Source organism: Robinsoniella sp. RHS (assembly GCF_001029355.1).
Taxonomy (GTDB): Bacteria; Bacillota; Clostridia; order Lachnospirales; family Lachnospiraceae; genus Robinsoniella; species Robinsoniella peoriensis.
The window spans coordinates 179,296-192,243 of sequence record NZ_JNGB01000023.1 but is presented as its reverse complement, the minus strand read 5'-3'; the positions used below and the strand labels follow the sequence as shown (position 1 = coordinate 192,243).

Below are 12,948 nucleotides of genomic sequence, written 5' to 3'. Positions count from 1 at the left end.
TTGCTCATAGATATAGTCAATCAGTTTATCACTGTCATATCCTACGATCAGCAAGTATGTTACTTCCTTTTAAATTTACATGTTTCAATAAGGGAATCGCGAAATTAATATCGTTGCGTTGTCCTTCACTGATCATGAAATACACTGGATTTCCATAAGCATCCACAATGGCGTGTATTTTTGTACTGGCTCCGCCCCGGCTGTGTCCTATTTCGCTAGAAGGCCCCCTTTTTTTGCACCTGCACTATGTTGGTGCGCCTGAACGATAGATGCATCTAACGAAAGTTCTTCCAATGCGGCTTCAAGGCTTAGAACGCGAAAAATATTATCCAGTACGCCAGCATCAATCCACTTACGAAAACGGCTGTATACACTTTCCCATGGCCCATAACGCTCAGGAAGATCACGCCATGGGGCTCCGCTTCGCGCCAGCCAAATCATTGAATTAAGCATGGTACGGTTTTCTTTTGAGGGACGACCTGTTTTTCCTGTGTTTTCAGGAGGAAGTAAAGTTACTATATGATTCCATTCATCATCTGTTAATTCATATCGTTTCAACATATAAAACACCCCTTTTTCTTTATTTTACCATAAAACGGGGATGCAAAACATTTGTTTTGTGCAACTTTTAATTTTAAACACGCTCTAGTACTACAGCGAACATTTCAAAAGTGTTGTTTTTCGATGCGATAAATATGCACAGTGATTCCTACGTATGTGGTAACATACAATGATTCTCATATTGGTAACTGCAGGATTCATAATCCCATGCATTAGTTTTACTACTATCGCTAGTGTTAATGAAATTGCTTTTTTTTAAAATTTCCCGTATCCTTGTGGTAAACAAATGAGCCATCATCACAAATAACATGTGTCGGTTCCAGCCCTGATAACTGTGGCATTCATAATGGCTCATTCCTAAGTTGCTTTTACATTCCTCAAAACACTGCTCGATTGGTCATCTTAAGGTGGCAGCACGATCCAGTTCCTCAGGGGGTAGACTTTCTGGGGCAATCGATACAAAATATTTAATTTCGCCGTCTGCATATCTCCTTAGATACAGCCATATTACATAGCCGGGCTTGACATAACTGCGGTTTCCAGCCTTACGGCACGAGTAGCACCGGATAAACTTTCTTTCTGTGATGATGGGGCATCTCCCCCCTTCTGACAATATAACCTTTCTCCATGGGATTGCCGGATCTGTGGCCACTGTCTGCACATTTACCGTTTGTTGTGAAAGCACCGGAAGTTTCCTGGGACAGCCCTTTTTCGTATCTGGAAATGTTATTTGCGGATACTCCTGAAATAACTGTTCCTTTGCGTTAGTTGCTGCGAAATACCATACCCCTTCCGGTAGCTTTAGGCTGTCCATAAAAGTCATGGTCATTCCCATATGCCGCATCACAGCCAATCCACTGTGCATGAAACAGGCCGCTCCCCAGTGCGCGGTTGAGCAGCTCCAGAGCGAGCGCGTTTTTTGTGGAGAAGGCCAACTCCCCAGGGATATGGCAAGCTTCACGCAGTGTGGAAAATCATCACTGAACCATTCCTTAGGGAGGTACAGTTTATAATCCACGAGTCCATATCCGTTGTCTCCGGCATAAGCAAGAAATATGAGTCCCCTTTTTTTAATTATACCAATAAAGGAAAGGCAATGATATCATATTTTAAAGAATTCGCGCTAGGTACAATTATCTTAATATTGTAAAACGCCATACCGTATATAATAATTGTTAACACGTTATTTTCCGCGGGGCGGAAATCGATTCCTGTTTACTTTATTGTAATGAATAAAGGAGGCATCCTATTTAATAAAGCTATCATTAAGATCAAAATTATTAAAAAAAGTAAATACGACAATAAACGACAATTATAAGAAGCTGAGACTAGTTAAGACACGTTATAATCATAATATGATATTATAAGAGTGTCTAATAATAAAAATATATCTTGAATAATAGTTACTAATATGTAATAATTATCTTAAAATGAAAAACATCACCGTGAGGTTTTTCATTTTATAAGTAGTTTATTAACTTACAAGTAGATTTAATTGTCTATTTTTGTAGAATCAACGAACCCTATAGATAGTATAAAGTTAGTAGTTGAAAAGTTTTTGAATAATAAGTTATATCTATTTGATGTATAAGCTCTATAGACTATTAAATGGATAATAAAATATGAAGTATAGATTATATAATACAAAGGAGCTAAGAAAATATGACGGCAGATATTGTAAAAGCGACTGTTACTGAATCAGAACAAGAAGATTTGAAACAGATTACGGAAGAAATGAATGTACAGGATCTAGATCAGTCGCTCGCCAGTAAGCTTAAGTATTTACCGGATGACATGTTGGTAGATGATCCTATAAATACTGAAGTATATGGCGAATTGGAAGTCAATGAATTGGCTGAAGATATGAAACAATATGGGTTCCAGGGAGTTATATTGGCTTATCCATATCAGGGAAAGTATAGAATAGAATCGGGACATAGGAGAAGGTACGCTGGTAGAAAGGCTGGCATAAAAGAATATCCAGTTTTTATCACAGATCCCCCAGTTGCTGAATGGGAAAGGGCCTTAAGACTGGGACGTGCAAATTTACATTCAAGAAATAGGACACCAATGATTATTGCAAAAGAAACACAGTTTTTGTATGATGCACATGAAGAAGAACAGAGAGCTAAGAAAGAAGCTGGAAGTGAATACGAAAAATCGATTATTCAATTAGTTGCTCAAGATTTAGAGATTTCAACTTCACAGGTATCAAAATATAAAGCATTGCTAAATTTGATTCCGGAGTTACAGAAACTAGCTGATAATGGGATATCATGGTCTACTTTATCGGCTGCTTCTACCATGACAAAGTATGCTCAAGAAATGCTTTACAGGCGAATTAATGGCAGATTAAAATTATATAATAAAGACGGAGTGACGAGAACTTGGCTGGAAAAAGAAATTTCAGAGCTAAAATATGTCAGAGAAGAACGGGGATATCAGTTTGATAGAAATGATATTGCACTATATCCTGAAAAAGAGAAAAAAAGAAAAGAGGAATTAGAAAAAAAAACGCAGCGTGTGAGGAGAAGAAATGGCACAAAGGCAATTTTAAAAAATGCAAAAGAATTATGCGAAGTTTTGGAAGGTGACGCGATCTATAAAACATCTGAAATACCAGTTGTAATTAAAAAACTGGAGGAATTACAGAGAAGCATTCAAACAAAGCTGAAATATCTAAAATATGATGATTTTTAGATATTAAATTTTTGAGCTACTACCGCTTTTATTAATAATAATGCTACAACAACGGGCCAAATTTAGGCTGCTAAGCCTACTATGCCTCCCTAATTTGTATCATCCATATCACAAAATGTTATGAGATTCATGATAAAAGTAATTATCAAACTGTATGGACTATTTGAACGTGTTTGATAATTCATTCACGCCATCTAGACGTCCTACTTTGTGGTATATTTTGCTCCAAATGCATGTTATGTAGTCTGATACGTGACCTGATGGGGACAAATCTCATAATAAATGCTACTGCTGTTTATAAACAAGGAGTGTATGTAATATGAAATTCTTAATTACTGATAAAATAGAAAAACAAGATGAAGAACTTATCTTTCAAGGATTATTGGAATATAATTTAACCAGGATTGAAGATAAAAATTTAAAGGACCTGGGAATTTATATAGAAGATGAAACGGGAGAAAAAGTTGGAGGTTTGATAGGAAATACTCATGGTAATTGGTTATTTGTAAAATATTTATGGGTAAAGAAAGCGTTTAGGAAACAAAGTATTGGAAGCCGTATATTACAGCAAGCTGAGCAGACTGCGAAGGAAAGGGGCTGTAAGTATGTATTTTTAGATACATTTAGTTTTCAGGCACCAGAGTTTTATAAAAGATATGGTTATAGTGAAGCGTTTACTTTAGAAGAATATCCTATATCAGGAAAACGCTATTATCTAACGAAAGATTTATAGGTGTAATATTAGCGTTGTTAAAAGGTTCAAAGACAATGGAGTAATTATCCAGGGCAATTTTAGTGATTTTACTGTTTTCTTGTTAGGGGGGGCCGGTATATGTTATTTATAGGTCGTGTAAGGGAATTACAAAAAATATTTGTACATATACTACTGTCCGTTTGAAAACTAGTTGTTATACAGTAATATATATAATATGTAGAAAGAAATATTTTATATATTACAATATGATATCATAACATAACATGTAAATCTAAAGGATAATTAAATATCTATATTAATTGAGTCGAGATATTATTTTGTGTTTAAATTTCCGCGGGGCGGAATTTTAAGTTATATATAAATATTTAGATATTATATACTCAAATTTTTTAATCAGCATTATGTAATAAAAATTTTGAAAATTACTTACTAAAATGTTCTCTAATAATTATATTATTTTTGTTACTTATAAATCTATAAATCTCTTTAGAATTATAGATGTTGTCTTATGACATTAAAACAACATGGATTAATCATTAAAAGCCATACAGTATATACTACTGCTTTAGTATTCTGTTTGGATACTAAAAAGTATTCTTATAGTTGGTCAATATATATTTTTACTATTCTTTTTATCGTGAAAAAATATATCTTTAAATATTCATTTTTAAATCTTACAAGTATTATTCTTACCCTAATAATCACATATATACAATTACACTTAAGTCCAGACATTATAAAAAGTTAATTATACTTATAACTTTTCTATAAAATAAAGAGAAAATACAATGCTACCCCCCCCCTCACACTTAAATATATTTATAACGTCAATCTATTATTAAAACCATCTATCGTTCCAAACAAACCTTTTCTTTTCACAACCCTAACCAATAGCATAAAAAACAATTTTTCCGCCCCGCGGAAATTACTGCGCAAACTAATTTATTGTTTGTGCGAAGAAAAACACATATTAACTTGAATTGTTAAAAAGAATGATGTATTATAATGTAGGAACATCATTGGACGGAGGTATATTATGAACAGGCTGGATAGAAGAGAAAAAATAATGAGCGAGATTACAAGATTGTTAAATCAACGCGATTGGGATATGAAAGAATGGGCAAGAGCAACCGGTATTAAGCAAAGACTTCTTTCTGATATTATGGCAGAAAAAATTATGTTGGATGAAGAAAAAGCTGAATGGCTGCTGGATGAAACTAAGAAGGCAAAAAAGAAAAAAATGCTGCGTTTTGATGAACCTCAGGTACTTGTTTTTGGTGCCAGAAAAGGAGGTACGGGAAAATCAACTTTGGCAGAAAATGTTGCATATGAATTGGCAAGCAGAGGTTATAATGTTCTTGCAGTTGATGGGGATAGCCAGGCTGATATGTCCAGTACATTACAGTGTAGATATACGGAATTCAGAGATAAAAATATATATGATGCAATGATATTGCATAGATCCCTTGAAGACTTTACGGTAGAAACTGATTATTTGAATTTGGATCTGGTACCAGCATCTGGTGTTATGGAAGAATTGGAACGTACGGTTGCTACTATGCAGGAAAAACATGTAAGTTCTATGTTTAAAGATACATTAGTACAGCTTAAAGATGAAAATTATTATGATTTTGTTATTGTAGATGTGGACAAGACGATGGGACTTGTTAATAAATCGTTTTTAAATGGAGCTAATTACGTAATTGTAGTTGCTGAGTGTGCACTCTACTCTACTAAGGCTTTAGTACCAATCACCGAGATGATCGAAATAGTAAAAAAGACTAATGAAAAACTGGATTGTTTAGGACTGGTTTTCAATAAAGTTAATTTAAGAAAAAATGAAGTTAAAAATGCGATTGATGATGCAAATTCATTTTTTAGCTGGCCGGCATTTGAAACATTTATTTCTAATGATGCCGCAGTTGAAAAGTCGCAGCGTGTGCTTATGCCGGCAGGTGCGTATGGGGAAACAAGGAACTCCAGATTCTCAAAACAGATTAGAAGTTTAACAGATGAAATTTTAGGTCGAATTAAAGAGAAAATGAAGGGTGGGAATTAAATGGCAGCTAAAGGCAAAAAGACAGGATTCAGTTCTACAGATTTTATGAAAGCACTTGCCGGTACTGCAAAAGAGGATATGCAGAAGGCGGAGCAGATGCAGGAAGATACAAAATATAAACAGTTGGTAGAGAGTACCGGTAAAATATTAGAATATATTAGCTGGGAGTTAATGGATGATGCTCCTGCTGATTGGAACAGATATCCGAGGCTTAAGGATAGTGATCGTGCAACCTATGCGCAGCTTATGATGTCAGTTGAACAACATGGTACACTAAATGCGTTGATTTTATGGCAGAGAGAAAATGGCAGATATATGTTGTTGGCTGGACATAATCGACGAGATAGTAACAAGGATTTATATGAAAAATATAAAGATCAGCCAGAGGAAGAAAAGCAAAGATTCTTATATCTTCCATCCATAGTATATCAGGAAAATGAATTAACAGATGAAAAAGCCAGGGATATTATAGAAGATACAAATTATTTGCAGCGTCCTGAAAATACAAAGATGACAGTCGATATGGTTAAACGCCGTATTCAAAGAGCAAAAGAACTGAAGAATAAGGCAGGAGAAACGATTGAAGAATTATCAAAGTCAATGGGCATTCAAAAATCAGCGGTTTATGAATGGAAAACTATCGGAGAAAAGCTAATTCCCCAGTTTCAGGAAATGTATTTTGATAAAAAAATTCAAAGAAAAGCTGCATTAAAGCTGGCTCTATTTGATGAAATGATGCAGGAGTGGATCTACGAAAAATACAATAATCGTCTTACTGATAATAAGATTATGTCATTGAAAAAGAGCATGAGAAAAAAAGAAGATATTGCAGAGGCGCTGGATGATCCAATTATTATGAGAAGGATTAATATAACAGTTCCAGCTGGCAGGGAAGAAGAAATAAAAAGAGTTTTGTCAGAATATCTGAAAAATAATCCTAATCCAGTTACTTAAACGAAAAAATTTATTACAATACAATAGCAGAGTTGTCACAAAAATAATGTGGCAACTCTATTTTTATTTAACATAATTAAGTTTAAAATCAGATACAAATTTAGCTGTTTATTTTTCTGTCTCTTTTCTTTTGCTAGTTCCTTTTTATTATTTTTCATCCATATCCTTTTCTAATTTTAATTGGAAAAATCTTATATTAGCTTGCGTTATGATCTTATAATTTTAAAACCCGAATAAAATCATTGTTGACAATCAAGTATTTATGTGCTAAATTCTGGTTAGTGGGTTGCATCACTAACCCAATACCCTTAAGAAATGGAGGGAAGAATTAGTTGAATAATGACAGACCTATTTTTCAACAAATTATGGAAATGATTGAGGATGACATTATTTCCGGGACTTATCAAGTTGATGATATTATTATTTCAACAACTCAAATTTCAAAACTCTTGTCTGTGAATCCTACCACATCTGTAAAGGCTGTAAGTAATTTGACAGAGGAAGGAATTCTATATAAAAAAAGGGGAATTGGAATGTGTGTCACTGACGGTGCAAGGGATAAAATACTAAACCGCCGGAAAAAGATTTTTTTTGAAGAAGCTGTTCCAGAACTGCTTACAGAAGCAGATAAACTGGGAATATCTGAAGCAGAGTTAATTCAAACGATTCGGAAGGAGAAGGAACATAATGATTAGCTTAAACGATACTTCAAAGCATTATGGCGGAACAATAGCAATTGACCATATTACGGCTGAATTAAAAGAAAATAAGATATATTGTCTCCTGGGCCGGAACGGAGCAGGCAAAACGACGCTGCTCAAAATGATAGCCGGACATATTAATGCTTCTTCCGGTCAGATTGAAGTCTGCGGCAGGCAGGTAAAAACGTCTGTGATGCCGGAAAATGTCAACTTTATCGAAAACAAGATGACACAGTTTAATACAACGGTGGGAATGCTGTTAAAAATGGCAGGTAATCTCAATGATGATTTTGATTACGACTTTGCCAAAAGCATGGCAAATAGATTTCAGCTTGATTTACATAAGAAATATAAGCAGCTGTCTTTTGGGATGCAGACCATGTTGACCACACTGATGGGGCTTGCAAGCAATGCAAATGTTGTTATTTTAGATGAGCCACTTTTAGGATTTGATGCTGTTATGCGTAAAGAGTTCTACGAAATGCTGAATGATAGTTTTGAAAAACATCCGAAACTAATCATTGTCTCTACTCATATGATTGATGAAATAGCGAAAAGTGCACAGCGGGTCATGATTCTGGATAAAGGCAGACTTATTTTCGAGGCGGATATTAATGATATTGATGAAAAGGCTTATGTGATCACAGGCCGTACTGCCGATGTGGTTTCTATAGTGGGAAATCTGAACGTAATCAGTAAGAAAATATTGGGGAGCCATACTTCTGCTTTTATTTATGATGAGAGGGGGAAGATTCCGGCAGGAGTTTCGGTACAATCTGTTGGCTTGCAGGAGTTCTTTGTGAATATGGTTGGAGGAAATGCAGATGAATAAAAAAGCATTGGTTATAGCAAAGATAAATTTTCGGTTTTTACTGCCGGCCTATATAATCACTGCCGTGTTCCTGCTGGCTGGCGTATGGAATCTGATTGGTGCATCAACAGGTATTACCGGAAATATCTATGTTGAAATAGGTAACTATCTGTATGTTTTTGCTGTATTAGCACCGATTTTTATTGCAGGGAGAAACTTTAAGAGAATTATGCATCTGAATGGTAAGAAGCAGGATTATTATTGGGGATGCCTTGCCAACTATATTATAATTGCTGCGGCAGCGTCACTGGGTAATATGATACTGTTTTTTTGCAGCAAAGCGCTGTTTGATTCTTTGGTTAACATTCAGAGTCTGGCTGAAATATTTGGTTGGCTGAGTCATGGCATAGTAATCTGTTTTATTCAACAATTTTGTTTTCTATTGTTAACGTCTGTGTTTGTACATATGATGACAGAAATGCAAAGTTCTTGGCTGGGCTGGCTGGCAGATGTTTTGCTTGTTGTAGTCCTTAGTATATTTATTCCGGTGCCTGTACTTCGAAATGTCCTGGAAGGTTTTTTCAGGCTAATTATATTTCATCCTAATGTGTTTATCCAGATCGGATGTTGTCTTGTATTAACTGCTCTGTGTTATGCAGTAGATTTATATGTTCTAAGGAGGAAACGAATTTGATTAATGAAGTAAATCAACAATTCAATCAACAAATAAAGCAACAATTTAAACAGCAATTAAAGCAGCAATTAAAGCAAGAATTAAACCAGGAATTAAACCAGGAATTAAACCAGGAACTAAACAAAGAATTAAACCAGGAACTAAACCAGGAACTAAACCAAGAATTAAACCAGGAACTAAACCAAGAATTAAAACAGGAATTAAACCAGAAATTAAAACAAGAACTAAACCAGGAACTAAACCAAGAACTAAACCAAGAACTAAACCAAGAACTAAACCAAGAACTAAAAAAACAGGAAGAGATGTGGATTATCTGTCCAGCCTGCCATAACAAAACCCGCACACGGGTTCGGGCAGATACTGTTCTTTTGAATTTTCCGCTATACTGTCCTAAGTGTAGACAGGAACACCTGATAAATGTCCAACAATTGAATATATCCGTTATCACAGAGCCAGACGCACAGATGCAGAGCCGATAACTTGCGAATCAAAATGAGATGAATCGCAGTTATTGGCTCTGTTTGCGTTGTTTTATAAAAAAATAGAATCGAGGTAATTTATGAACCCATTATCAACCATTAATTTTTTTCGCCACAATAAGCGTAAACTGTTATCTAACGTTATTATAATTGTTGTTGCCATCTGCCTGGTATATCTTATGGAATGTTTTGTGGCTTCCATTGCGGGCTCTATTTATCCATTGGATGCGAACCGTTTTCATTATGGCATGGTTGTAGTATCTACGTCTGCGGTTCCGGAAATTCCCCGGGAAACCATAGAGGAATTGGAAAGCAGTGACAGCATTGATGTTACCGTGCCCATTGCAATTGAAAAGATAACTTTTTCGGTACCTGGTTCCACTACTCACACAGCTGCATTCGGTTGCTCGGCAGAAGACCAGAAATTGTTATTAGACAGATTTCAAATGAAATTAAGCAGCGGCAGACTGCCGGAAGAAGGTACAAACGAGTTAGCTATTGATAAAAATGTAGCACTGAATAACAAACTGCAGATAGGAAGTCAGGTGGGGAGTAAGCATGATAAGACACAATCACTCACCGGGGATTATAGAGTAGTTGGCATACTGGAAAGTGACAGTCATATTTCCCTGATAGGTTCCCCCACTTCAGGTGATAAATCCATTAAGTATGGGGATAGCGGAATTGTAGTATTTCCCCGAACCGGGAGATTTGAAGGAGCAGAAAAAGAGGTAGCTGCTTTGAACAGCCAGGGATTACTTGTTTGGACGCTGGAGTTGTACAACAGAACTTATGCGAAAAATCAACAGACATTTCAGATATTGGATATGATGGTAATTCTTGCAATTTTAGCAATGGTGATCTGTCTTGTGTGTTCCAATTATGCACAGCATTTTTCCCGGAAAAGTGAGATTGGAGTACTGGGAGCATTGGGTTATACCCGCAGGCAGTTGACAGCCCGTACATTTCGGGAAGTGATAGTAACAAATTTAATCGCATTAATCATCGGATTACTGATTGCAATATTACTGACCTCAGCAATTATTCCCAGACTCTTTGATGACATCGGCGGGACGGGAATTGTGTTTTATGGGAAAGCAGCTATCATGTCAGTATTGGCGCCGCTCTTTACTGGTGTCTTTGTACTGATTCCTGTCAGACGCTTGATTCGAAGCGTAGATGCCGTTTCTATAGTGGAACAAAACTAGAGTGTGTTTGAAATTTCATTCCTGCCATCTGCATGCCCCACTTCGCGGCATATTTGCTCCGAATTCAGGTTACGTAGCCCGCTACGCGTCCTTCATCCGGGTCAAATCTCCCACAAAGTGGGACGCACAGCTGCCAGAAAGCTATTTTAAAACACGCTTTAGAGCAAACGGTGGTAAAAACAATTATTTTATATAAACAGGATCGTAATTGCGATCCTCTATACGAGGAGAAATCATAATGAATTACAAATTAAATAATGTTAGTCTGATCTATGATATGGACAAAGAAGCAAAAACAGCAGCTTTAAGTAATGTGAATCTGTCTCTGAAGGATAGTGGTATGATTGGAATCATGGGACCCTCGGGCAGCGGCAAAAGTTCCCTTTTATATGCCATGGCAGGATTGAAAATTCCTACTTCCGGTCAGATTGTATATGATGGAAATGACATGACAGCAATGGATAACACAGCTTTAGCCAATTTGCGCCGGCAGGATTTTGGATTTATATTCCAGCAGCATTTTCTGATTAATTATATGACTGTGTTGGAAAATGCCCTGGTTCCATTAAATCTTAATACTAGGCAGACAAGAAAGAAGGCTATGGGGCTGCTGGGGAGTCTGGGCATTGCAAAGCAAGCCGGCAAATATCCCTACCAGTTATCCGGAGGACAGCGGCAGAGGGCAGCTATTGCCCGTGCACTGATGAACGATCCCAAGGTGATATTCGGGGATGAGCCAACTGCCGCACTGGATCATGAAAGCGCCATGGAAGTGGTTGATTTGCTTACGGAATATACACAAAATACGATGGTGGTTATCGTAACCCATGACAGGAGTATCCTTAAAAATGCAGATACGATGATTCAGATAGAAGATGGAGTCATAACGCAGATGTATTCACCCGATCAGGAGGAAAGACGATGAAACCGCTGAATGCTTTTTTATATCTCAAAAATAATTTTAAAAAAGTCCTGCCTATTTACCTTTCACTGCTGGTTGGGGTGTTTATGATCTACTTCTATTCTCTTTTTAGTGCAACAACAGAGAAGATGATGAGTGTGGCGTCAACAGATGTGATGGATAAATACAATATTGTATATACTGACGATGACAGTCCTCTGCCTTTGAATTTCCATGAACAGCTGAACAGCATGAAGGAAGCAGATCCAATTCCGGTACAGATGGATCTGCCCGGATTTTCTTATTACCGGGGAGGAATGGGCGGTACGACGATGCTGACATTTAATTTGTTCAGGGATGATGTATCTTCAGTGTTGGAAAATTGCGGTGTGCAGCTTGTCAGCGGCAGGCTTCCGGGGAATAACCAATCAGAGCTTCTTGTGCCGGGGGAGTATGCGCTGCAGAATAACCTGGAGGTAGGTGATTTTGTGGGTACGGAAGTGTCTGATGAATATATGCTGTATGGTAAATACAGAATCTGCGGATTAACAGAGGGAGACGTATTTTTCGCAGTTACCTGCCAGCCGGGGGAGGAAACAAAAGAACAGATTATAAGCAGAAGTGTGATGTATCGAAGCCAGCCTCTCAGCGTAGATAATCAGGCGTTGCTGCTTAAAGATCTGCCCTCAAATGTGGTAACCAGAACACGCTCATATTACGAACAGGAATACGGTGCCACACTCCTTTCGATGCAGTCCCTGACCTATGTCCTGACGGCGGCAATGGTTCTGGTACTGTGTATTGCATTGGGAAACTTAAATGCCATTCTGTTTGCAAATCGGAAAAATGAAATGATGATTTTACATTCTATTGGCTATACCAGCGGACAGTTATCACGCAAGCTTTGGATGGAAAATTTTCTGGTATGTGTATGCGGTTTTCTATCGGGGATTTTATTTACAACCGCGGTTGTAGGAGTGGTAAATCTTTTATTTATGCAGCCTCATGGTAAAATTCTGGAAGTGATGAATTTAAGAGGACTGATAGCAGCAGGTGCAATACCCGTATTTGTATCTGTCTTCAGTATAATGCCTAGTTTGAAAAGAACTCGTAATTTTTAAAACGGCAGGAAAGCAGCCAGAATGACATCACGGCATGAAACATG

General features: G+C 36.9%; 15 protein-coding genes. 12 read left to right on the top strand and 3 right to left on the bottom strand.

Annotated features, from left to right (window positions below; genetic code table 11):
- Positions 1 to 34: 34 nt before the first annotated feature.
- From RHS_RS30985 to RHS_RS30980, 3 genes are all read right to left on the bottom strand, one after another.
- A complete protein-coding gene (locus RHS_RS30985) occupies positions 35 to 178 on the bottom strand; it encodes a hypothetical protein (protein ID WP_395022321.1) in 144 nt (47 codons plus the stop codon).
- 29 nt (positions 179 to 207) lie between these two features.
- Positions 208 to 561 (bottom strand): IS5 family transposase, encoded by a 354-nt coding sequence (locus tag RHS_RS13200; protein ID WP_047833460.1) that lies wholly within the window; start codon positions 559 to 561, stop codon positions 208 to 210.
- Between the two features lie 397 nt (positions 562 to 958).
- The gene (locus RHS_RS30980) at positions 959 to 1,426 is read right to left on the bottom strand and encodes a hypothetical protein (RefSeq protein ID WP_395022318.1); all 468 of its coding nucleotides are present in this window, start codon (positions 1,424 to 1,426) and stop codon (positions 959 to 961) included.
- 797 nt (positions 1,427 to 2,223) lie between these two features.
- On the opposite strand from RHS_RS30980, the gene RHS_RS13190 reads away from it, so the two are divergent.
- The 12 genes from RHS_RS13190 (at position 2,224) to RHS_RS13140 (ending at position 12,904) form a co-directional block, all read left to right on the top strand.
- Positions 2,224 to 3,261 (top strand): ParB/RepB/Spo0J family partition protein, encoded by a 1,038-nt coding sequence (locus RHS_RS13190; RefSeq protein ID WP_047833459.1) that lies wholly within the window; start codon positions 2,224 to 2,226, stop codon positions 3,259 to 3,261.
- Between the two features lie 319 nt (positions 3,262 to 3,580).
- A complete protein-coding gene (locus tag RHS_RS13185) occupies positions 3,581 to 3,994 on the top strand; it encodes a GNAT family N-acetyltransferase (protein ID WP_027292351.1) in 414 nt (137 codons plus the stop codon).
- 1,018 nt (positions 3,995 to 5,012) lie between these two features.
- A complete protein-coding gene (locus tag RHS_RS13180) occupies positions 5,013 to 6,035 on the top strand; it encodes a ParA family protein (RefSeq protein ID WP_027292352.1) in 1,023 nt (340 codons plus the stop codon).
- 96 nt (positions 6,036 to 6,131) lie between these two features.
- A complete protein-coding gene (locus RHS_RS13175; RefSeq protein ID WP_395022315.1) occupies positions 6,132 to 6,989 on the top strand; it encodes a hypothetical protein in 858 nt (285 codons plus the stop codon).
- A 332-nt stretch (positions 6,990 to 7,321) separates the two neighbouring features.
- Complete coding sequence (locus tag RHS_RS13170; protein ID WP_395022313.1) at positions 7,322 to 7,684, top strand: GntR family transcriptional regulator; 363 nt, start codon at positions 7,322 to 7,324, stop codon at positions 7,682 to 7,684.
- A complete protein-coding gene (locus RHS_RS13165) occupies positions 7,677 to 8,522 on the top strand; it encodes an ATP-binding cassette domain-containing protein (protein ID WP_044297889.1) in 846 nt (281 codons plus the stop codon). Before RHS_RS13170 ends, RHS_RS13165 begins: the two co-directional genes overlap by 8 nt.
- Positions 8,515 to 9,195 (top strand): hypothetical protein, encoded by a 681-nt coding sequence (locus RHS_RS13160; RefSeq protein WP_047833457.1) that lies wholly within the window; start codon positions 8,515 to 8,517, stop codon positions 9,193 to 9,195. The genes RHS_RS13165 and RHS_RS13160 overlap by 8 nt, the downstream gene beginning before the upstream one ends.
- A 302-nt stretch (positions 9,196 to 9,497) precedes the next feature.
- Positions 9,498 to 9,674 (top strand): cysteine-rich KTR domain-containing protein, encoded by a 177-nt coding sequence (locus RHS_RS13155; protein ID WP_027292357.1) that lies wholly within the window; start codon positions 9,498 to 9,500, stop codon positions 9,672 to 9,674.
- Positions 9,675 to 9,754: 80 nt separating this feature from the next.
- On the top strand, positions 9,755 to 10,882 hold the full coding sequence (locus RHS_RS13150) for an ABC transporter permease (RefSeq protein ID WP_047833456.1): 1,128 nt from the start codon (positions 9,755 to 9,757) through the stop codon (positions 10,880 to 10,882).
- 1 nt (position 10,883) lies between these two features.
- Entirely contained in the window at positions 10,884 to 11,078 is a 195-nt protein-coding gene (locus RHS_RS30975; protein ID WP_083267372.1) for a DUF6783 domain-containing protein, read from the top strand.
- A gap of 42 nt (positions 11,079 to 11,120) precedes the next feature.
- Positions 11,121 to 11,807 (top strand): ABC transporter ATP-binding protein, encoded by a 687-nt coding sequence (locus RHS_RS13145; RefSeq protein ID WP_047833455.1) that lies wholly within the window; start codon positions 11,121 to 11,123, stop codon positions 11,805 to 11,807.
- Positions 11,804 to 12,904, top strand: a complete 1,101-nt coding sequence (locus RHS_RS13140; protein ID WP_047833454.1) for an ABC transporter permease — start codon at positions 11,804 to 11,806, stop codon at positions 12,902 to 12,904. The genes RHS_RS13145 and RHS_RS13140 overlap by 4 nt, the downstream gene beginning before the upstream one ends.
- Positions 12,905 to 12,948: the final 44 nt, after the last annotated feature.